General features: G+C 63.6%; 20 protein-coding genes. 13 read left to right on the top strand and 7 right to left on the bottom strand.

Features of this window, described 5'->3' with window-relative positions; translation table 11 throughout:
* The first annotated feature begins 1 nt into the window (after position 1).
* The 9 genes from hutG to ACR65N_RS07880 all read left to right on the top strand — a co-directional run bounded on the left by hutG (position 2) and on the right by ACR65N_RS07880 (position 10,074).
* Positions 2–823, top strand: coding sequence for an N-formylglutamate deformylase (hutG, locus tag ACR65N_RS07840; RefSeq protein WP_440456505.1), 822 nt, complete (start codon positions 2–4; stop codon positions 821–823).
* The gene (gene hutU / locus ACR65N_RS07845) at positions 813–2,501 is read left to right on the top strand and encodes a urocanate hydratase (RefSeq protein ID WP_440456506.1); all 1,689 of its coding nucleotides are present in this window, start codon (positions 813–815) and stop codon (positions 2,499–2,501) included. The genes hutG and hutU overlap by 11 nt, the downstream gene beginning before the upstream one ends.
* Before the next feature lie 2 nt (positions 2,502–2,503).
* Positions 2,504–3,070: a HutD/Ves family protein gene (locus ACR65N_RS07850; RefSeq protein WP_440456507.1), complete on the top strand. Its 567-nt coding sequence runs from the start codon at positions 2,504–2,506 to the stop codon at positions 3,068–3,070.
* 159 nt (positions 3,071–3,229) lie between these two features.
* The gene (locus tag ACR65N_RS07855; protein ID WP_440456508.1) at positions 3,230–4,306 is read left to right on the top strand and encodes an ABC transporter ATP-binding protein; all 1,077 of its coding nucleotides are present in this window, start codon (positions 3,230–3,232) and stop codon (positions 4,304–4,306) included.
* Positions 4,307–4,353: 47 nt separating this feature from the next.
* Positions 4,354–5,589: an ABC transporter substrate-binding protein gene (locus ACR65N_RS07860; RefSeq protein ID WP_440456509.1), complete on the top strand. Its 1,236-nt coding sequence runs from the start codon at positions 4,354–4,356 to the stop codon at positions 5,587–5,589.
* A gap of 120 nt (positions 5,590–5,709) precedes the next feature.
* Complete coding sequence (locus ACR65N_RS07865) at positions 5,710–6,588, top strand: carbohydrate ABC transporter permease (RefSeq protein WP_440456510.1); 879 nt, start codon at positions 5,710–5,712, stop codon at positions 6,586–6,588.
* Entirely contained in the window at positions 6,585–7,430 is an 846-nt protein-coding gene (locus ACR65N_RS07870; protein WP_440456511.1) for a carbohydrate ABC transporter permease, read from the top strand. The genes ACR65N_RS07865 and ACR65N_RS07870 overlap by 4 nt, the downstream gene beginning before the upstream one ends.
* Positions 7,431–7,691: 261 nt before the next feature.
* On the top strand, positions 7,692–9,185 hold the full coding sequence (gene glpK / locus ACR65N_RS07875; protein WP_440456512.1) for a glycerol kinase GlpK: 1,494 nt from the start codon (positions 7,692–7,694) through the stop codon (positions 9,183–9,185).
* Positions 9,186–9,252: 67 nt separating this feature from the next.
* Entirely contained in the window at positions 9,253–10,074 is an 822-nt protein-coding gene (locus ACR65N_RS07880; protein WP_440456513.1) for an HpcH/HpaI aldolase family protein, read from the top strand.
* A gap of 10 nt (positions 10,075–10,084) precedes the next feature.
* Here the strand turns inward: ACR65N_RS07880 and rocF are convergent, their stop codons facing one another.
* Entirely contained in the window at positions 10,085–11,005 is a 921-nt protein-coding gene (rocF, locus tag ACR65N_RS07885) for an arginase (RefSeq protein WP_440456514.1), read from the bottom strand.
* Between the two features lie 135 nt (positions 11,006–11,140).
* A complete protein-coding gene (locus ACR65N_RS07890; RefSeq protein ID WP_440456789.1) occupies positions 11,141–12,067 on the bottom strand; it encodes a lysylphosphatidylglycerol synthase transmembrane domain-containing protein in 927 nt (308 codons plus the stop codon).
* 283 nt (positions 12,068–12,350) lie between these two features.
* Here ACR65N_RS07890 and ACR65N_RS07895 point away from each other — a divergent pair, with 283 nt between their 5' ends.
* Entirely contained in the window at positions 12,351–12,953 is a 603-nt protein-coding gene (locus ACR65N_RS07895) for an SCO family protein (protein WP_440456515.1), read from the top strand.
* A gap of 64 nt (positions 12,954–13,017) precedes the next feature.
* Here the strand turns inward: ACR65N_RS07895 and minE are convergent, their stop codons facing one another.
* From minE to ACR65N_RS07920, 5 genes are all read right to left on the bottom strand, one after another.
* The gene (gene minE / locus ACR65N_RS07900) at positions 13,018–13,278 is read right to left on the bottom strand and encodes a cell division topological specificity factor MinE (protein ID WP_440456516.1); all 261 of its coding nucleotides are present in this window, start codon (positions 13,276–13,278) and stop codon (positions 13,018–13,020) included.
* Positions 13,275–14,090, bottom strand: coding sequence for a septum site-determining protein MinD (minD, locus tag ACR65N_RS07905; protein WP_430306972.1), 816 nt, complete (start codon positions 14,088–14,090; stop codon positions 13,275–13,277). Before minD ends, minE begins: the two co-directional genes overlap by 4 nt.
* A gap of 29 nt (positions 14,091–14,119) precedes the next feature.
* A complete protein-coding gene (minC, locus tag ACR65N_RS07910) occupies positions 14,120–14,881 on the bottom strand; it encodes a septum site-determining protein MinC (protein ID WP_440456517.1) in 762 nt (253 codons plus the stop codon).
* Between the two features lie 240 nt (positions 14,882–15,121).
* Entirely contained in the window at positions 15,122–16,636 is a 1,515-nt protein-coding gene (glpD, locus tag ACR65N_RS07915) for a glycerol-3-phosphate dehydrogenase (RefSeq protein ID WP_440456518.1), read from the bottom strand.
* A 97-nt stretch (positions 16,637–16,733) separates the two neighbouring features.
* A complete protein-coding gene (locus tag ACR65N_RS07920) occupies positions 16,734–17,507 on the bottom strand; it encodes a DeoR/GlpR family DNA-binding transcription regulator (RefSeq protein WP_440456519.1) in 774 nt (257 codons plus the stop codon).
* Positions 17,508–17,748: 241 nt separating this feature from the next.
* Between ACR65N_RS07920 and ACR65N_RS07925 the strand changes: the two genes are divergently transcribed.
* From ACR65N_RS07925 to ACR65N_RS07935, 3 genes are read left to right on the top strand one after another with little or no spacing between them, the layout of a single operon-like run.
* Complete coding sequence (locus tag ACR65N_RS07925) at positions 17,749–18,177, top strand: helix-turn-helix domain-containing protein (RefSeq protein WP_430306976.1); 429 nt, start codon at positions 17,749–17,751, stop codon at positions 18,175–18,177.
* A gap of 6 nt (positions 18,178–18,183) precedes the next feature.
* Positions 18,184–20,010, top strand: a complete 1,827-nt coding sequence (locus tag ACR65N_RS07930; protein ID WP_440456520.1) for an AfsR/SARP family transcriptional regulator — start codon at positions 18,184–18,186, stop codon at positions 20,008–20,010.
* Positions 20,011–20,022: 12 nt separating this feature from the next.
* Positions 20,023–20,241 carry a hypothetical protein gene (locus ACR65N_RS07935; protein ID WP_430306978.1) on the top strand — a complete coding sequence of 73 codons (219 nt, stop codon included), beginning with the start codon at positions 20,023–20,025 and terminating at the stop codon, positions 20,239–20,241.
* Positions 20,242–20,579 lie beyond the last annotated feature (338 nt).

Genomic DNA, 20,579 nt, shown 5'->3' on the forward strand with positions numbered 1-20,579 from the left:
GGTGAGCAATTTCGAAATCAGCCGCGGCACCTCCCCCGTCATCCTCGCCTTTCCGCATACGGGCACCGAAGTGCCGACGGACATCTGGGAACGCCTGAACGACAACGGCCGGCTGCTTGCCGATACCGACTGGCACATCCATGACCTCTATGCCGGCCTGTTGCCCAACGCGACGACCGTGCGTGCCACCTTCCATCGCTACGTGATCGACGCGAACCGGGATCCGTCCGGCACGAGCCTCTATCCGGGACAGAACACCACCGGCCTCGTTCCCGAAACCGACTTCGACGGCCTGTCGATCTGGCGCGAAGGCGAGGCGCCGACCGAGACCGATATCGCTGATCGCCTGCAGACATTTCACGCCGCTTACCATACGGCGCTGGCGACCGAGATCGAGCGGGTGAAAGCGATCCATGGCGTTGCAGTTCTCTACGACTGCCATTCGATCCGCTCGCGGATCCCGTTCCTGTTCGAAGACCGGCTGCCGGATTTCAACATCGGCACGGACATGGGCCGCACCTGCGACGCGCGGATCGAGACCGCGGTTGCAGATATCGCCGCGTCCGCTCAAGGCTATACGTCCATCGTCAACGGCCGCTTCAAGGGCGGCTGGACGACGCGCCACTACGGACAGCCGGCAACCGGCGTCCACGCGATCCAGATGGAGCTGTCGCAGATCTCGCATCTGGCGACCGAGCAGCCGCCCTTCGCATACGACGTCGACAAGGCCGAGCGCTTGCGCGTGCACCTGAAAGAAATCCTCGAACGCATCGAGACGATCGCCGCGACATTGACGAACAAGGGGAACAAGCATGACCGTTAATCCACGCCACAACATTCGCGATGTCCGCGCCGCGACCGGCACCGAACTTTCCGCCAGGAGCTGGATGACCGAAGCACCGCTTCGGATGCTGATGAACAACCTCGATCCCGATGTGGCGGAAAACCCGCATGAACTCGTGGTCTATGGGGGCATCGGTCGGGCCGCCCGCACCTGGGACGATTTCGACAAGATCGTCGAGACGCTGAAGACGCTGACCGAGGAAGAGACGCTGCTGGTCCAGTCGGGAAAGCCGGTCGGCGTGTTCCGCACCCACAAGGATGCGCCGCGCGTGCTGATCGCCAATTCCAACCTCGTGCCGCACTGGGCGACCTGGGATCATTTCAACGAGCTGGATAAGAAGGGTCTTGCCATGTACGGCCAGATGACCGCCGGCTCGTGGATCTATATCGGCACGCAGGGCATTGTTCAGGGGACGTACGAGACCTTCGTCGAGGCCGGTCGGCAGCATTACGGCGGCAGCCTCAAGGGCAAGTGGATTCTGACCGGCGGGCTGGGTGGCATGGGCGGTGCCCAACCGCTTGCCGCCGTCATGGCCGGTGCCTGCTGCCTGGCCGTCGAATGCGACGAGACGCGTGTCGACTTCCGCCTGCGCACCCGTTACGTCGATGCAAAGGCCCACACGCTGGACGAGGCTCTGGCGCTGATCGACCAGTGGACGAAGGCCGGCGAGGCCAAATCCGTCGGCCTCATCGGCAATGCCGCCGAAGTTTTCCCGGAGCTCGTCCGCCGCATGCAGGCCGGTGGTCCGCGCCCAGATATCGTCACCGACCAGACCTCGGCGCATGATCCGCGCAACGGTTATCTGCCGCTCGGCTGGACCGTCGAGGAGGCCAAGGCCAAGCGCGAAAGCGATCCGAAGAGCGTCGAAGTGGCAGCCCGTGCCTCGATGCGGAGCCATGTCGAGGCGATGGTGGCGTTCTGGGACGCCGGCGTGCCGACGCTCGACTACGGCAACAACATCCGCCAGGTGGCCAAGGAAGAGGGCCTGGAAAACGCATTCGCCTTCCCGGGCTTTGTGCCGGCCTACATCCGCCCGCTGTTCTGCCGCGGCATCGGCCCGTTCCGATGGGCGGCGCTGTCGGGCGATCCGGAGGACATCTACAAGACCGACGCCAAGGTGAAGGAACTGCTGCCGGACAACACCCATCTGCACAACTGGCTGGACATGGCGCGCGAGCGCATCGCCTTCCAGGGTCTGCCGGCGCGCATCTGCTGGGTCGGCCTCGGCGACCGCCACAAGCTCGGCCTCGCCTTCAACGAGATGGTTCGCTCGGGCGAGCTGAGGGCGCCGGTCGTCATCGGCCGCGATCATCTGGATTCGGGTTCGGTCGCCTCGCCCAACCGCGAGACGGAGGCCATGAAAGACGGCTCGGATGCAGTCTCCGACTGGCCGCTTCTCAACGCGTTGCTGAACTGCGCCTCGGGCGCCACCTGGGTGTCGCTGCATCACGGCGGCGGCGTCGGCATGGGCTTTTCCCAGCATTCCGGCATGGTCATCTGCGCCGACGGAACGGACGATGCCGCCCGCCGTCTGGAGCGCGTTCTGTGGAATGATCCGGCAACCGGCGTCATGCGCCATGCCGATGCCGGCTATGAGGCCGCCGTGGACTGTGCGACGGAAAAGGGACTTCGGCTGCCCGGCATTCTGGGAAACTGACGATGAGGATCCTCAAGGCGCAAGACCACCGACGCATGCCGTGGAAGAACGGCGGCGGAGAGACGGTGGAGCTCGCCGTCTTTCCCGCCGGTGCCTCGGTCGATGATTTCGACTGGCGCGTCAGCATGGCGACCGTCCCCACCGACGGCCCGTTTTCGACCTTCGACGGCGTCGACCGGACGCTGGTCGTGCTGTCGGGCCACGGCGTGGAACTGTCTGTCGAGGAGCATCCCGCGGTGGTTCTCGATGCGGCCGCCCCGCCCCATGGCTTCCCGGCGGATGCGGCGACCGATGCGAGGCTGATTGATGGCCCGATCACCGACCTCAACGTCATGACCCGCCGCGGCCGCTTCGAACATCACGTTGAGCGTCTGCATCTGCCTTACGTCGGGCGGCGCGTCGAAGCGCTCTGCCTGCTGTTTTGCCGTGTCGGGCCTGTGGTCTTGGAGACAGAGGCGGGCCGCTTCGATCTCGATACCCTCGACTGCGCGATGATCCCCGCCGAAAGCACCATCCTCTCCGTCAGCGGCAACGGCGCGGCGGTGATGATCGAGCTTCGGCAGGTCTAGACCGTGAGGGCTGAAGAGAAATTAGCCACACACGGATAATTGCTTCCACAGGGGTGCTCACGACGGCTGGCTTTTTGGCCTGTCAGTTTTAAATCCTGTCGCTATGATCCGCCGCCAGGCAAGGCGCTGGTGGAGCGTCTTCGCGTTCGGGAGGAATGAGTGGCTTCTGTCAGCCTTCGCAAGCTTGAAAAGAGCTACGGGTCCAACCGTATCGTCAACGGCATCGATCTCGAGATCGACGACGGCGAGTTCGTGGTGATCGTCGGCCCGTCGGGCTGCGGCAAGTCGACCACCTTGCGCATGGTGGCGGGGCTTGAGCCGATCAGTGGTGGTGAGATCCGGATCGGCGACCGGGTGGTCAACCGGCTCGCGCCGCGCCACCGCGACATCGCCATGGTCTTCCAGGACTATGCGCTCTATCCCCACAAGACAGTGCGCGAGAACATGGGTTTCAGCCTCAAGGTCCGCGGCGTGCCGGCGAAGGAAGCGGATGGACGCGTCGGAGATGCCGCCGAGATGCTCGGCATCGGCCATCTCCTCGACCGTCGGCCTGGGCAATTGTCGGGCGGCCAGCGCCAGCGCGTGGCGATGGGGCGGGCCATCGTCCGCCGTCCGCAGGTCTTCCTGTTCGACGAGCCGCTGTCCAACCTCGACGCCAAGCTGCGCGGCCAGGTGCGCACAGAAATCAAGCGCCTGCACCAGCAGATCGGCACCACCATCCTCTACGTGACCCACGATCAGGTTGAGGCGATGACGCTCGCAGACCGCATCGTCATCCTGCGGGACGGCGACATCGAGCAGGTCGGGACGCCGGACGAGGTCTACAATCACCCTCGCAGCATTTTCGTCGGCGGCTTCGTCGGCGCGCCAGCCATGAACTTCATCAAGGCGACAATCGACACCGGATCAATCATGCTCACCAACGGTGACCGCCTGCCGCTTGCCGGCATCCACACCGACTGCGCGGCAATACGCGACGGACAGAACGTGATCGTCGGCATTCGCCCGGAGCACTTCGTCGGCGCGGCCGCGCCCTCTCTGGCGCTGACGGTCACGGTCGAGGTCGTCGAGCCGCTCGGCTCCGATACGCTTGTGCATGTGTCGCTGGGCGGCGAGCCGCTCACGGCACGCATGGCCCCCGACAACCGACCCGAGGTCGGGACGCGGATGCGCATTGGCCTCGATCCGTCGAAGCTCCATCTGTTCGACGCCAAGACCGGTCGGGTCCTGGCGTGATGTTTCGCCCGCGGGAAACCGCTTCAGCAATGACTGGGAGAGTAAAGATGAAGACGACATTTGCAGCGGGTGCCATGCTGTCTGCCGCCCTCCTGGGAGGAGCGCCCCTCGCCCATGCCGACACGGAGCTCAAGGTATTCGTCTCGAGCCAGCATCAGCCCGATGTCTGGCGCAAGGTTCTCGACCAGTACGAGGCTGCCAATCCCGGCACCAAGGTGACGATCGAAACCGGCGGCAACACCTCGGAGGCGCAGGTCCAGTATCTCAACACCGTCATGACGGCGAAGGATACCGCGCTCGACGTGCTGATCCTCGACGTTATCCGTCCGGCGCAGTTCGCAGCGGCAGGCTGGACAAGCCCGTTCGACGACAAGGACATGTCGGCCTATCTGCCGGCCTATTCGGAAGCCAATACGGTCGATGGGAAGGTCGTGGCGCTGCCGGCTTTCGCCGACGCGATGTTCCTCTACTACCGCAAGGATTTGCTCGAAAAGCACGGTATCCAGCCGCCGAAGACTTGGGACGAGCTGAAGGCGGCCGTAAAAACGATCAACGGCGCCGAGAAGAACCCCGACCTGCAGGGACTGTCTTTCCAGGGCAAGGCGATCGAAGGCGCGGTGTGCACCTTCCTCCTGCCCTACTGGAGCCAGGGCAAGACGCTGGTCGACAACGGAAGGCTGAATTTTGACCGCGACGCCGCGGTGAAATCGCTGGCGCTATGGAAGAGCTTCGTCGACGAGGGCGTGTCGAAGAAGAACATCGCGGAAGTTGCCACGGACGATACGCGCAAGGAATTCCAGGCGGGAAATGCGATCTTCGCCGTCAACTGGTCCTATGCCTGGGCGCAGTCGCAGGGCAAGGACTCGGCGGTCGCCGACAAGGTTGGCGTGGCGAGGCTGCCGGCCATGACCGGCGGCGAGCAGGCGACCTGCCTCGGCGGCTGGGAATGGGGCGTTTCGGCCTATTCGACGCATCAGGACGAGGCAAAGAAGCTCGTCGAATACCTGTCGGGCAAGGACTCGTCCAAGTACATGGCGATCAACGGGTCGCTGCTGCCAACCTACGGCGAGCTCTACAAGGATGCCGATGTGCTGAAGGCGGCCCCGTGGTTCGCAGACGCGCTGCAGGTGGTCGAAACCGCCAAGCCGCGTCCGGTCACGCCGCGCTACAACGAGGTCAGCGAGACGATCCGCACCACCGTCAATGCCGTGCTTGCCGGGGTGATGACGCCGGAGGATGGCGCGGCGCAGATCGAGGCTCGCCTCAAGCGCGTGCTGCGGTAGACGCCCTCGCCTGCCGGGTATCGCCTGATTGATGACAGAAGCGCGGGAGCCTCAATCCTGAAGACGCCCATCCTCACCGAAGCCAAGGTCAGCGGTGCGCAACCGGCGGTCTGGACGCGGATGCTGGACCCGAGCGACCGGGTGCTGGCCGGGCTGCTGCTGGCGCCGGCCGCGATCCTCTTGTCGGCGATCATCGTCTATCCGGTGCTGCGGCTGTTCTACACCAGCCTCTTCAACCTGTCGCTGACCTCCGGCCTGCCGGGCGAGTTTGTCGGCATCGAGAATTACCGGCTGATGCTGGAGGATCCTGTTTTCTGGGAGACTACCTGGAACACCGTGCTGATCACCCTGATCACTGTTCCGGGCGCGCTGGTCGTCGGAATGGGTCTTGCGCTTCTCGCCAACCTGCCGTTTCGCAGGCGCTGGCCGGTGCGCCTGTCGCTGCTGATCCCTTGGGCGCTGCCGCTCTCGTTTGCCGGGCTCATCTTCGCCTGGTTCTTCCATTCGGAATACGGGGTGGTCAACGACGTCCTGGCACGCTTCGGCATCGACGGCGTCATCTGGTTCAACTCGCCGAACCTCGCCTTCGCCGCCATCTGCCTGACGATCATCTGGAAGACGTCGTCGTTCATGGCGCTGATCATCCTGGCCGGCCTGCAGACCATTCCGCGCTCGCTCTATGAGGCGGCGGACGTCGACGGTGCCGGCCGCATCCGGCAGTTCGTCGAGATCACCCTGCCGCTGCTGAAGCCGGCAATCGTCGTGGCGCTGATCTTTCGCACGATCACCGCGCTGCAGACCTTCGACATCCCCTACATGATGACCGGCGGCGGCCCCGGCACATCGACTGCGACGCTTGCCATGTACATCCACCAGAACACGGTGTCTTTCCTCGATCTCGGCTATGGCGCCGCGCTTGCCGTGGTCATGTTCGTGCTTTCGATCGGGGTGACCGCGATCTACCTGCGCATCCTTCGCGCCAGGGAGTGGGCCACGTGAGCGGCGCAGCTTCAGGCTCCTGGTTGTCGGGGCGACCGCTGCGCTTCATTGCCGCGGCAATCCTTCTGGTCAACGGCCTGTTCCCGGCGCTATGGATCCTCTTCACCTCGCTGAAGACAGAGGCCGAGCTGACGGAAAAGCCGATCACTTGGGCGCCGCATTCCGCAACGCTTGCCAACTACATGCAGGCGTTTTCCGACCAGCCGTTGCACCTCTTCCTGTTCAACAGCTTCATGGTCGCCCTGCTGTCGACATGCCTGACACTGCTGGTCTCGGTCCTTGCCGCCTATGCGCTGGCGCGCCTCGACCTCAAGTATCGCGGCCTGATCCTGTCGCTGATCATCGCGGTCTCCACCTTTCCGCTGGTGACGCTGCTGGTGCCGCTGTTCGAGATCATGCGGGCGCTGAACCTCCTGAACACCTGGATCGCGCTGGTGCTGCCCTACACGGTCTTGTCGCTGCCGATCTGCACGCTGATGCTGATCTCGTTCTTCGAGGGCATTCCGCGCGATCTGGAGAATGCTGCGATGATCGACGGATGCACCCGGCTTGGTGCGCTGTTCAAGATCGTCGTTCCGCTGTCGGCGCCCGGCGTCTTTACCGCCGGCATCCTCGCCTTCGTCAACGCCTGGGACGAGTTCCTGCTGGCCCTGTCATTCAACTCGAACCCGGCTTTGCGCACCCTTCCCGTCGGCATCCAGCTCTATCAGGGGGAGTTCGCCTTCCCTTGGCCGGTGATCTCGGCAGCCCTCGTCGTCGGCATCGTGCCGGTCGCCATCCTCATCGTGATCTTCCAGGAGCGCGTCGTGTCCGGCCTGACCCGCGGCGGCATCAAGGGATGAAGGCCGGTCGTAAGAGCCATGAGATTTACACGTGAGAGGCCGTGTGCAGGCTCTTTGCTCTGGCCCCGGATGTGCTACCACACCATGACATCGTCGGGAGCGGTGAATGGGAGAGAGCGTCGACCGATGGGTCGCGAAACGGAAGCCGCCGGGACGGGTCGGCAGCCGGCTGTTGCCATATCATCGTTGCGGACGTCGCTTCGGTTCACGCTCGAGCCGCACAACCATGATCGCAAGGCATGACAGAGACGGATACGCCGCATGAAGGACTTCATTCTCGCCATCGACCAGGGCACGACCTCCACGCGCTCGATCGTGTTCGATCGCAGCTATCGGAACTGCGGCGCCGGACAGCAGGAATTTACCCAGCATTTTCCGCGATCGGGCTGGGTTGAGCACGAGCCAGAGGATCTCTGGACGACGACGGTCGAGACGGCTCGCACTGCAATGCAGGCGGCAGGCGTGTCGGCTGACCAGATCGCCGCCATCGGCATCACCAATCAGCGCGAGACAGCTCTTGTCTGGGACAGACGAACCGGCGAGGCGATCCACAAGGCGATCGTCTGGCAGGACCGGCGCACCGCCGAGCATTGCGCTCGCCTGCGCAGCGACGGAAACGCGGAACTTGTCGCCGAGCGCAGCGGCCTGCTGATTGATCCTTATTTCTCGGCGACCAAGATCGCCTGGCTTCTCGACAATGTCGCCGGTGCCCGCGAGGCGGCCGAGGCCGGCCATCTCGCTTTCGGCACGGTCGACAGCTGGCTCGTCTACAAGCTGACCGGCGGCCGGCGCCACGTCATCGACGTCACCAACGCGTCGCGCACCATGCTGTGCAATATCGGCAGCGCCGACTGGGACGACGATCTGCTGAAGCTCTTTGGTGTGCCGCGCTCGATGCTGCCGGAGATCCTCTCCAACATCGACGCGTTCGGCGAGACCGAGCCGGACCTGTTCGGCGGCGCTATTGCCATCCGCGGCGTCGCCGGCGACCAGCAGGCGGCTGTCATCGGACAGGCCTGCTTTACGCCGGGGATGATGAAATCCACCTACGGTACGGGCTGCTTTGCGCTGCTCAACACCGGCACCGATCGCGTCGCCTCGCAGAACAGGCTGCTGACGACCATTGCCTACAGGCTGGACGGCGAGATCCATTATGCGCTGGAAGGCTCGATCTTCATTGCCGGGGCTGCGGTGCAATGGCTGCGCGACGGCTTGAAGATGATCGGCAAGGCTTCCGAAACGTCAGAGCTTGCCGCCAAGGCCGATCCCGGCCAGCGGGTCTACCTCGTTCCGGCCTTTACCGGGATGGGTGCTCCGTGGTGGGACGCCGAAGCGCGCGGCGCAATGTTCGGCATCACCCGCAATACAGGCCCGGCGGAATTTGCCCGGGCAGCGCTCGAATCCGTCTGCTTCCAGACCCACGATCTGCTCGGCGCAATGCGCAAGGACTGGCCGGGTCAGGCGGACACGCTGCTGCGGGTCGATGGCGGCATGGCGGCCAATGACTGGACCATGCAGCGTTTGGCGGACATTCTCGGCGTCGCCGTCGATCGTTCCTCTTCGACGGAGGTCACGGCACTGGGTGCTGCCTGGCTTGCGGGCCACGGCGCCGGTCTCTGGCCGGACCAAAAGGGTTTTGCCGCCGAGTGGCAGCGTGAGCGGCAATTCGCGCCATCCATGGATGAAGCCGAGCGGGGCGAACTGCTGGCCGGATGGGGCTCGGCGGTGCATTGCACACTCGGCTTCGGCAAGTGAGCAGCGTTTCGCCGCCGCGGTATTTGTTCATCCCGCTTCTTCATGATCTCCAGAAAGGACGTCCAGCATGTTCACCCCCAATCGCCTGAAGAGCCAGCTGTTGTCCGGAGAGGCCGCCTATGGATGCTGGGTGGCCGGCGGTTCTCCGACGAACGGCGAGATCCTCGGTCATATCGGCTTCGATTTCGTGCTGGCCAACCACGAGCACGGCATTGGTGACACGCGAGACATCGTCGACATCCTGCGGGCGATCGAGGGGACGCCGACGCCGGCCATGGTGCGGGTGCCGTGGAACGATCATGTGCTGTTGAAGCGGGTGATCGATGCCGGCGTGCAGTCGGTGATGATCCCATCGGTCGACACACCGGAGGCGGCCGAGGCGGGGGTGAAGGCCTGCCTCTACCCGCCGCAGGGGTTTCGCGGCTACGCGGCGTCCGTCGTGCGCGCCTCCACCTTCGGCATGGAACCGGACTACGTGGCCAAGGCCAACGGCAATATGCTCATCGCAATCCAGCTCGAATCGGAAACAGCCGTCCGCAACGCGGCGGCGATCTCGGCAATCGAGGGGGCGGACATCATCTTCATCGGCATCAACGACCTGGCCGCCTCCATCGGGCTGATCGGCCAGACGGACCATCCGGACGTGCAGGCCCTGACGCGCCAGGCTGAAGAGGCGATCCTCAAGGCGGGCAAGGTGATGGGAACGGTTCCCAATGCGGGTGCCGGCGTCAACGATCTGCTCGATCGCGGCTACCGGTTCATCGCCGGACCCTACGACGTGGCGCTGCTGCGCGACGCCGGCCGCGCCGCGCTGAGCGATTATCGCGCGATCCGCGAAGCGCGGGCACGCGGCGAGGCTCCGCAGACGGGTAAGGGCACCTCCTACTGATCCGCAAGGATCAGTAGCGGCGGGTCGGGCGGTCCATGACCTTGCGGCCCATCAGGCTCGCGGTCAGGTCGACCAGCATGGTTGCCGTGCGGCCGCGCTCGTCGAGGAAGGGATTGAGCTCGACCAGATCGAGGCTGGAGACAAGTTTGCTGTCGTGGAGCATCTCCATCACCAGATGTGCCTCGCGGAACGTCGCGCCGCCCGGAACGGTGGTACCAACGGCCGGTCCGACGGATGGGTCGAGGAAATCGACGTCGAGGCTGACATGCAGCAGCCCATCGGCCGCCTCTACCTGTTCCAGGAAGGCACGCAGCAGAACCGCAACGCCATATTCGTCGATTGCCCGCATGTCGTGGACGACGACGTCGGTCTCGTTGAGTGCCGCGCGTTCGGCCGGATCGACGCTGCGAATGCCGATCATGCAGACATTGGCAGGATCGACTGGCGTATCGAGGGCCGGGAAATGTGCGTCGAAACCGGGCCGGCCGGTGAAATAGGCGACCGGCACGCCGTGCAGGTTGCCGCTGGTCGTGGTCTCCAGCGTGTGGAAATCGGTATGCGCGTCGAGCCACAGGACGAAGAGTGGCTTGCCGGCCTCGGCGGCCCGGCGGGCAATGCCCGAGACACTGCCCGCGGACAGCGCGTGGTCGCCGCCAAGGAAGATGGGCATGCCCTCGGCGCTTTCCCGGTAGGCAGTCTCAGCAATCTCACGGATCCAGCCGCTGACGACGGGCAGATTGCGCAGCGTCGGGTTGGCGTGCGGCGAGGCATCGGATGGCGTTGGCGACAGATTGCCGAGATCGGTGACCTGATGGCCAAGGTCCCGCAAAGCGGGCGCCAGCCCCGCGGTCCGCAGCGCGCTCGGGCCCATTTCACAACCCAACTGTGACGCGCCGTCCTGCAGGGGCACCCCGATCAATTTGCAATGCATGTCTCATCTCCGTTTGCCGTGCCATCAAATCACAGCGGAATGCCGATCTGAACACCACGCAGTGCCGAAACTGACCTCGTCTTCTGTCAAACTGATGAACGTGCGGATGCGTTCTGCCAGCCGACGTCCCTGAAGTCAGCTTTGGCGGCGCAGAAGGTTTCGCTCGAAGACCAGCACGACGACCAGCGACAATGCGAGCGGGATGAGCAGATAAAGGAGCCGGAAGACGATCAGGGCGGCAAGGACGTCCGACGGGTCTATCTCCGGCAGCCCCTTGACGAACAGCAGCTCCAGAACGCCCAGTCCACCTGGCGCGGTGGACGCGAGCGCCGCCGAAAATGACATCAGGAAAATCCCGACCACGGTGAAAAACCCGGGATTGGCCGCCTCCGGCAGCGCGAAGTAGATGATCGCGGCAGCGCCAAGCAGTTCCAGCGGGCCGATGACCAGTTGCAGCAAGACTGTCCGCAGGTTGGGATAGAAGATCTTGATCGGGCCGAGAACCAGTGGCCGCAGACCTCGCCAGCTTCCGTAGACATAGGCAGCCACCGCAAGCAGCAGCAGGATGCCGATGGCGCGTGCCATCTCCGGCGACAGGCTGTCGATGAAGCGCCCAGCAAGCGCCGGATCGAAGGTCAGGCTGATGCCGCTCAGCAGGATCGTGCCGAGCGCGAAGGTGAAGGAGCAGAAGGCCACGAGCTGGCCGATCTCGATCGCCGACATGCCCTTCGAGGAATAGGCGCGGTAGCGGATCAGCGAACCGGACAAGACCGAGGCGCCGAGATTGTGCGAGATAGCGTAGGTGGTGAACGAGGTGAGGGTGATGAACAGGAAGCTGATCTTGCGACGAAGGTGCCTGAGCGCCAGGGCATCATAGCCCGCCAGTGCGATATAGGCGACGAGGGCGGCGACGCCTGCCAACAGCCACCGATGCAGAGAAATGGCGGAGAAGCTGTCGCCGAGTTGATCCAGCGAGACCCCGCGCAGCTCACGATACAGAAACCAGGCGGACACCGCGACGGCAATCAGGCCCACCACCGGCCATGCATACTTCTTGAAAATCGCCCTTACCCCGCCTCTTCAGTCTCCCGCTGAAGCCATTGTCACCGACAAGGCTTAAGCGGAAGATAGGCAACGAGTGCCTGATTAGAAAGGCGCGGGGAACGATTTGTTGATCCTTAAAGTTTCGGCTGGACGAAGCGGTGCTTAGCGCGTGCGAGGCAAGGGCTTGACGCTCGTGGCAGGGGCAACGTGGACCGCCCCTGTCAAACTGACGCATTGCCGCTCCCTGACGATATGCTACCTGTCTCGCCGACGGCGAAGATGACCAATCGGAGTATCTGGAATGAACCGCAATCCTCTGACGCTTCTGGCGATGGGATGTGCCGGCGTGTTCTTCGCGGCTCTGGTCGGCGTGATGTTCTGGGTTTCCGCCGACAGTGCGCGGGCGCGCAACGGCCCTTTTCAGGCCAGCTTCTCGCTTGTCGACGATCGCGGTGCGCCGGTCGATGAAGGATTGTTCAAGGGTGCGCCGTCGATCGTCTACTTCGGCTATACCCACTGCCCGGAGGTCTGCCCGACGACACTCTTCGAAGTGACGGACTGGCTGAACAGGCTCGGGCCGGATGGCGAGAAACTGAAGGCGTACTTCTTCAGCATCGATCCGCAGCGCGATACGCCGCAGGTGATGCATGCCTATGTGACGGCGATTACCGACCGGATTACGGGCGTCACCGGCGATCCCGCGGAAATGAAGAAGGTGACGGACGGCTGGATGATCCACGCGTCGCGCAGCTTCGGCGACGACAGCGATTATCACATGAGCCACACAACGTCGCTGCTGCTGATCGGTGCCGACGGCCGTCTCAAGGGAATGATCCCCTACGGTTCGGATAGCGATCAGGCACTCCAGAAGATCCGCGCGACCCTCTTGACCCACGCGTCCTGACCGGTTTCCGCAAAACGCGAAGAACGGGAAGCTTTCAGCTCCCCGTTCTTACTAGCATTTGCAGTCAGGCTGCCTGCATGGTGGCGTTTAGCGGGATCTCCACGTCGATCTCCAGGATCGACATGTGTTCCCCGCGATCCATCTTCACCTTGACCCGTTCGGCATCGACCTCGACATGCTTGGCGATGACGGCGAGGATCTCCTCGCGCAGGATGGAGACGAGATCGCAGCTGGTGGCAGCCCGTTCGTGAGCCAGCAGAACCTGCAGGCGTTCGCGGGCCAAGGGGGCAGAGCGCTGCTTGTTGAAAAGCCGGAAGATGTTCATGCGGCCCTCCGAGCGAAGATCTTGCCGAAAATACCGCGCTTGTCCTCGGGCATGGAAACCGGAACGGTCTCGCCTGCCAGGCGACGCGCAGCTTCGAAATAGGCCATCGACGGAGCGCACTTCGCGTCGGCGAGCGTTACTGGCGCACCGAGGTTGGAGGCACGCAGCACATCCATGCTTTCCGGAATGATGCCGAGCAGCGGGATCGACAGGATCTCGAGCACGTCCTCGACCTTCAGCATGTCGCCGCGCTGGGCGCGCGCCGCGTCGTAGCGGGTCAGCAGCAGGTGCTTTTCCATCCGCTCGCCGCGTTCGGCCTTCAGCGTCTTGGAATCCAACAGTCCGATGATCCGGTCGGAGTCACGAACCGAAGAAACTTCCGGATTGGTGACGACGACGGCAACGTCCGCATGCCGCATGGCAAGCGTCGCACCGCGCTCGATGCCGGCCGGGCTGTCGCAGATGACCCAGTCGAAGTAGCGCTTCAGCTCGGCAATCACCCACTCGACGCCTTCGGGCGTCAGGTTGTCCTTGTCGCGGGTCTGGGAGGCCGGCAGCAGGAACAGCGTCTCCAGCCGCTTGTCGCGGATCAGTGCCTGGGGCAGCTTGGCGTCGCCCTGGATGACGTTGACCAGATCGTAGACGACCCGGCGTTCCGCACCCATGACGAGGTCCAGATTGCGCAGACCGACGTCAAAATCGACGACGACGACCTTTTCGCCGCGCTGCGCCAGCGCTGCACCGAGCGCTGCCGTCGAGGTCGTCTTGCCAACCCCGCCCTTGCCCGACGTGACGACGATTACCTTCCCCATCTTTCTCTCCTGTGCTTGAGCTTGGTCGCTCAATTGAGTTTCTCGACCATGATCGAATCGCCATCGAGCCAGAGCTGCACGGGCTTGCCCAGCAGATCGGCCGGCAGATCCTCGGCCACCTTGTATATTCCGTCGATCGCGATCAGCTCCGCTTCCAGCTTGCGGCAGAAGATGCGCGCTGAAGCATTGCCGACCGAGCCTGCCATGGCGCGGCCACGCAAGGCTCCGTAGATATGAACCGAGCCGCCGGCGATGACTTCCGCGCCGGATGCGACGGACCCGATGACGGTGACGTCACCTTCCGTAAAGATGATCGATTGCCCGGACCTTACGGGTTCGCGGATGACCAGGGACTGCAGCACCGGCCGGCTTTCGAGCGTCACGGGAGCAGCCGTCGGCGCATCTTCGTCGCCCGTCTTCGGCTTCTCGGCGGTCGCCTCGAGGGTAGGCTCGGTCGCGGCAACTTCCACGTCGCCGGCCGGTCGTCCGCCCTTCAGGACCGGCGGCATGCCGGCCGCGATCATCGATGGCCGAGCGCCCTCGATGCCCATGATGCTGACGTTGCGCGCCGTCAGTTCGCCGAGGAATTCCTTCAGCTGAGCCCGATCGATCGGCAGATCCGTGACGTCCAGAACCACCGGTCTGTTGAGGAAAAAGCCGGCAGAACGTGCGGCGAGGTCGTCGAGCCGTGCCAGCCAGTCATTGAGCGGCAGGTCCGGTGACAGCACCACGGCGAGGAATGAGCGTCCCTTGATCCGGATCGAGCGAGCGTCTGTTAGCACTTTGGTCATCTACGTAAACAAATCGTTGATGATGGGTACTGCTGATTTGGTTAACGAAAGGTTAACGCGAGGCCTTGGCGGCATCGTTCAAGCCCTTGAGCAGGCCATGCCGAGGAGGTGACGAAAGCCTCGCGTAAGGCCCGCCGCCGGCGCAGCGATACGCCTGCGTCCGCGAGCCGTTCAGGGCCCTGGAAACGGTAAGCTCAGCAGGTAGTTGGAGCTGCCGATCCGACAGCTCATGGGTGGAGATCAGGCCGTCTGGCGGACCCGCGTCATGTACGCGTCGAGGCCGGCCGCTTCGTCTGTCGTCAGGAACAGACCCTGTTTGGTGCGGCGCCAGAGAATGTCCTCGGCAGTCCGCGCCCACTCCTTCTCGACCAGCCAGCGAACTTCCGCCTCGTAGAGCGAGCCGCCGAAGTGGCGACCAAGGTCGAGAGTGCTGGCGGCTGTGCCCATGAGGGTTGCAGCGTCGGTTCCGTAGCAGCGAACGAGCCGCTCGGCATGCCGCTTCTCGATGAACGGGTAGAGCGACCGCAACCGCTTGACCTGATCTTCGTAGCCATTGACGGCGAAGTCGCCGCCGGGGAGCCGGCTGCCGGCGGTCCAGGATGAGCCCTTGGTACCGATCGCCTCGCCGATCTTTTCCAGCGCGTGTTCCGCCAGCCGGCGATAGGTGGTGAGCTTGCCGCCGAAGACGTTGAGGATCGCGGCTTCGCCATCGGGTGCTTCCAGCTTCAACACGTAGTCACGGGTGGCTTCCTGCGCCTTGGAGGCGCCGTCGTCGAAGAGCGGCCGGACGGCTGAGTAGCTCCAGACGATATCGTCCGGGCGGACGGGTTGCGCGAAATACTCGCTGGCGGCGTTGCAGAGGTACTCGATCTCCGGGCCGCTGATCCTGACATCCTTCGGGTCGCCGGTGTAGTCGCGGTCCGTGGTGCCGATCAGGGTGAAATCGCTTTCGTAGGGGATGGCGAAGAAGATCCGGTTGTCGGGGTTCTGGAAGAAGTAGGCCCGCGCATGGTCGAACTTCTTGCGGACGATGATGTGCGAGCCCTGCACCAGACGGACGTTGTGCGCATTGTTGCGGCCGACCACGCCGGACAGCACCTGATCCACCCAGGGGCCGGCAGCGTTGACGAGCATCCGCGCCTGCACCGTCCGCGTATCTCCAGTCTCGGTGTTCTGGATGCTGATCGACCAGTGGCCTTCCTGGCGGTGGGCCGAAACTACCTTCGTCCGGTTGTAGATGGTCGCGCCACGCATGGCCGCATCGCGGGCGTTGAGCACGACGATGCGGGCATCGTCCACCCAGCCGTCGGAATACTCGAATGCCCGTCCGAAGATCGGCTTCAGCGATTTGCCGGCCTCGTCGCGCTTCAGATCGATCGTTTTCGTTGCCGGGAGCAGCTTTCGGCCGCCGAGATGATCGTAGAGGAAGAGCCCGAGGCGGATCATCCAGGCCGGGCGGATGCCACCCTTCTGGTAAGGCAGCACGAAACGCAGCGGCCAGATGACATGCGGCGCCATCGCCCAGAGCACTTCGCGTTCCATCAGCGCCTCGCGGACGAGGCGGAACTCATAGTGTTCGAGGTAGCGAAGCCCGCCATGGATCAGCTTGGTAGCACCCGACGAGGTGCCTGAAGCGAAGTCGTTCATTTCCGCCAGTGCGACACTGTAGCCGCGGCCCGCAGCATCGCGGGCGATACCGCAGCCGTTGATGCCGCCGCCGACCACGAAGATATCAAAGACAGGCGCGTCCACCATGAACCAATCCCTTGCCGCTTCAAACGACTTCAAATGAAGCCGAAAAGATCCTAAGTGAACCCGTGTCGAGCGTCAAACGAAAGCATCGATGTGTGGGTTATTCCGGCCGGCTGTTGGTCTCGATCAGCCGAATATCCTGCGCGGCGCAGACGCCCCTGACATTTTCCGAGGTGCAGCGATCGGTGATAAACGTGTGCACCTGGGAAATATGGCCGATCCGCACCGGTGCAGTGCGGTCGAACTTCGAGGCATCCGAGACCAGGATGACGTGGCGGGCGTTCTCGATGATCGCCTGCGCCACCTTCACCTCGCGAAAATCGAAGTCCAGGAGAGCGCCGTCCTCATCGATGGCGGAGACGCCGATGACCGCGAAATCGACCTTGAACTGGCGGATGAAATCAACCGCGGCCTCTCCGACGATCCCGCCATCCGAGCCGCGCACGACGCCCCCGGCAATCACCACCTCGATCAATGGGAAGACCCGCAAGCGATTGGCAACATTGATGTTGTTGGTGATCACCATCAGCTCCCGATGATCGACGAGAGCATCGCCCACAGCTTCCGTGGTCGTGCCGATGTTGATGAACAGCGAGGACTGGTCGGGGATGATCGAGGCGGCCGCCCTTCCGATCGCCTGCTTCTCGGCGGCCGCCATCGACCGGCGCGCTTCGTAGCGGACGTTCTCGTTGCCACTGGGAAACAGTGCACCGCCATGCATGCGGATCAATGCACGGCCGTCGCAGAGGTCGTTCAGGTCCTTGCGGATCGTTTGTGGGGATACCGCGAAACGCGCCGCCAGTTCGTCGACGAGGACCCGCCCCTGCTGCTTGGCGATCCTCATGATGTCGGTTTGACGACTGGAGAGATGCATATAGGCGGTCCCTTTCGTTTGATCTTCATCCTAGGACAAAATGAACGTGGGGCAAAGGGCGCCGGTTCGGCTCGGGTGCTCGCGTCGTGGGTTCGCGAGGCCGCCGCTAATATAAGGTGTCGAATATGCAACTCTGTCTTGCTAATTCGGTTACATGCTCGTATATGCACGCAACTCAGTTGCGGGCCGCTAATTTTTCCGCAATGATGTTTTAGACAACGATTCAGCCGGAGCGAAGAACTTGAAGAAATCCCCCAATGCCATCGACGTCCACGTCGGATCCCGGATCCGACTGCGTCGGACCATGCTCGGCATGAGTCAGGAAAAGCTGGGCGAGGGCCTGGGCATCACCTTTCAGCAGGTGCAGAAGTACGAAAAGGGCGCCAATCGCGTCGGCGCCAGCCGCCTTCAGCACATTGCCGAGGTGCTGAACGTTCCGATCCCGTTCTTCTTCGAAGGTGGCCCGGGCGCCATGAGCGCCAACCCGGAACTTCTCGGCGATGCGGCAAGCGAATTTCTCGGCTCGCGCGAATGCGTGGCCCTGGCAACCGCCTTTTCGGCAATCGAAGACAAGCGCGTCCGCCAGAGCATCCTCGGTCTCGTCCAGTCGCTGGCTGCTGAAGCCGCCACTGGTCGTCAGACCAAGGACGCGGTGCACGCTGCGCACTGACACCAGATGGCCTTCACCCTCACCACGCTGGGGAATTGCCAACTTACCGACAACAGCGGCGGCCAGATCCGTGCGCCGCTGATGGCGTTGATCATGCTGGCCTATCTCTACGAGACAGGCCAGCCGATCCAGCGTCGGGACCTCGCGCATCTGTTGTGGCCCGGCAATCGTGAGTCGGCGGCGACCAATCTCCGGTCGACGGTCCGGCGACTTGTCCAGGCGAGCGCTCATTCTCCCCATCCTCTGATCACCACCGACGGATCGACGATCACCGTCGACCGGACGGCGCTTGCCTGCGACCTCGACATCGAGGCAGTCGGCACGCCGGTCCAGCAGCTGGAAGCCTCCTGCCGCGCCGTCGTCACGCAATTCCTCCCGAGCGAGGGTAAGAGCGCGACTCCGATCGACCAATGGGTTCGTCACGTTCGCGCCCGACACGTCTCGCTGCTGCGCGAGCGCTTCCTGGCCTTTGCCGCCTCCCCCGATGCGGCTGGCGCCCGGGCGCAGGTGCATCGCGCCGCCATCGTGCTTCTTGAATGGGATCCGGGTGACGAAGAGGTGCGCCGTCATCTTTCCGCCTCGCCCGCCGAGGCAAAGCCGGCCGCCTCCGTGCCGGCAACGGCCAAGCCGGCGATCCCGCTGCAGCCGACCTCTTCGATCATCGTCGAGCAGTCGGAACTGCTGGGCGAATCGCCGCCGCGCGTCGCGCTGCTGCCACCGGAAACGCTGCAGGGTGCCCAGCGCGCCGGCTCGGTCGCCAATGCGCTGATCGAGGATTTGACCATCGACCTGTGCTCCAGCCGGGCGGTGTCGGTTGTGGCGCCCTACACGTCCGAGCGCATCCGCGCGTCAAAGGACAAGGCGAGCCTTCTGGAACGTCATCGGGTCATCTACGCGCTCGATACGCAGAGGTCCGGCGAATGGCTGTTCGTGCAGCTGATCTTCATGCCGACCGACGAGATCGTCTGGGCAAAACGCTTCCAGATGGATCCGCGGCTGATCGCCGATCAGCGGGCCGAGATCGCCGGCGCCATAAAGACCTCGCTGATCGACCTGATGAACAGCCGTGCTCCGTTTGCTGACCAGTTCCACCAGGCACCCGAAGCCTATTTCGCCTATCTGCGCGGCTTGCAGAGCCTGTCGGACCTCACTTTGCCGGCTGTGCGCAAGGCGCGGCGGCATTTTCGCGAGGCGCTCGATCACGAGCAGGATTTCGGCATGGCGCTGGTCGGGATTTCCCGAACGCTCAGCCTCGAATGGATCCTGACCGCGCGCGGCGATGACGAGCTGCTGCTGCAGGCCGAAAAGCTGGCCAATACGGCGATCGAGCGCGATGGGCGGTTGGCGGGGGCTTACAAGGAGCTTGGCGTCAGCCAGCTGTATCGCGGCCGGATCGACGACAGCCTCCACGCCCTTGAACAGGCGGAAACCATGAGCCCGCATTACGCGGATGTTCTGCTGAGCTATTCCGACAGTCTGGTGCATGCCGGAAAAGCGGCCGAGGGCTTGAATAAGGTGAAGGCCGCTATTGATCTCAACCCGCTTTCGCCGGATACCTATCTATGGTCGGCCGCGGGCGCCAGCTTCTTTCTCGGCGCCTACAGCGACTCGATCGAATATATCAGCCGGATGCGCGATTCCCGCCCGGCTGACCGGCTTGCAGCCGCATGCTGGGGCATGCTCGGTGAGACTTCTAAGGCCCGCCGCTGCCGGCAGAGGGTCCTGAAAGACAATCCGGGATTCGATTACGAGCGTTGGCTCCAGGTGATCCCGCTCAAGGAAGACTGGCAGCGTGAAATCTATCGCGAAGGCCTGACGAAGGCCGGATTTTAAGGAGGAATGGCAATGGCACAAGTTGTACTCATCGGCATCCCGGGCGAAGATGGCCTCTGGCTTGCAGATCTCGCAAGGGGCAGCGTAACGCCTCTGGAAGGCGGTCTTTCCGGCAATCTGGCAGCGGTTGAATCCGTGCGTCAGGCGGGTGGCACGGTGATGAAGGATGTTGATTTCGCCGTCGCAGTCTCGTCGGCCTCGGAGATCGCCTCCGGCTTCCTGGAAGGCTGATACTGTCGGGCGCGACCGGCTTTCCGGCTCGCGACAATCAAGCGGTTGCTGAGCGGTTACGCGCTGCGTGATCGTTCGGCTGCTTGGCGGCACAGATCAGTCAGCTCCCGGTTCTTCTGCCGCCTGCAGGAGCCGGTGCCTCTTATTGTGCAGACTCTGTCGTGGCTTGCATGTCGCCCTGCGGCCCCAGCGGAAGAGTGATTGGTACCTTAGTCATCGCCGGTGGTAGGGCATTTGATGGCTCTAGTCGGCTCGGTTCGAGCGCCGTCGACCTATAGAGGCGTCTGAGAAAGTACCGACGGTCCAAGCGCGCCGACGCGCTCGACCCTTGACCGATG

The sequence above is a fragment of the Rhizobium sp. SAFR-030 genome, assembly GCF_059415005.1.

What these genes read in the sequence shown, in the direction of transcription:
- hutU (WP_440456506.1), top strand. Translation starts at nt 813, where the DNA reads ATGACCGTTAATCCACGCCACAACATTCGCGATGTCCGCGCCGCGACC.
- ACR65N_RS07850 (WP_440456507.1), top strand. Translation starts at nt 2,504, where the DNA reads ATGAGGATCCTCAAGGCGCAAGACCACCGACGCATGCCGTGGAAGAAC.
- ACR65N_RS07860 (WP_440456509.1), top strand. Translation starts at nt 4,354, where the DNA reads ATGAAGACGACATTTGCAGCGGGTGCCATGCTGTCTGCCGCCCTCCTG.
- ACR65N_RS07865 (WP_440456510.1), top strand. Translation starts at nt 5,710, where the DNA reads ATGCTGGACCCGAGCGACCGGGTGCTGGCCGGGCTGCTGCTGGCGCCG.
- glpK (WP_440456512.1), top strand. Translation starts at nt 7,692, where the DNA reads ATGAAGGACTTCATTCTCGCCATCGACCAGGGCACGACCTCCACGCGC.
- ACR65N_RS07880 (WP_440456513.1), top strand. Translation starts at nt 9,253, where the DNA reads ATGTTCACCCCCAATCGCCTGAAGAGCCAGCTGTTGTCCGGAGAGGCC.
- rocF (WP_440456514.1), bottom strand. Translation starts at nt 11,005, where the DNA reads ATGCATTGCAAATTGATCGGGGTGCCCCTGCAGGACGGCGCGTCACAG.
- ACR65N_RS07895 (WP_440456515.1), top strand. Translation starts at nt 12,351, where the DNA reads ATGAACCGCAATCCTCTGACGCTTCTGGCGATGGGATGTGCCGGCGTG.
- minE (WP_440456516.1), bottom strand. Translation starts at nt 13,278, where the DNA reads ATGAACATCTTCCGGCTTTTCAACAAGCAGCGCTCTGCCCCCTTGGCC.
- minD (WP_430306972.1), bottom strand. Translation starts at nt 14,090, where the DNA reads ATGGGGAAGGTAATCGTCGTCACGTCGGGCAAGGGCGGGGTTGGCAAG.
- minC (WP_440456517.1), bottom strand. Translation starts at nt 14,881, where the DNA reads ATGACCAAAGTGCTAACAGACGCTCGCTCGATCCGGATCAAGGGACGC.
- glpD (WP_440456518.1), bottom strand. Translation starts at nt 16,636, where the DNA reads ATGGTGGACGCGCCTGTCTTTGATATCTTCGTGGTCGGCGGCGGCATC.
- ACR65N_RS07920 (WP_440456519.1), bottom strand. Translation starts at nt 17,507, where the DNA reads ATGCATCTCTCCAGTCGTCAAACCGACATCATGAGGATCGCCAAGCAG.
- ACR65N_RS07930 (WP_440456520.1), top strand. Translation starts at nt 18,184, where the DNA reads ATGGCCTTCACCCTCACCACGCTGGGGAATTGCCAACTTACCGACAAC.
- ACR65N_RS07935 (WP_430306978.1), top strand. Translation starts at nt 20,023, where the DNA reads ATGGCACAAGTTGTACTCATCGGCATCCCGGGCGAAGATGGCCTCTGG.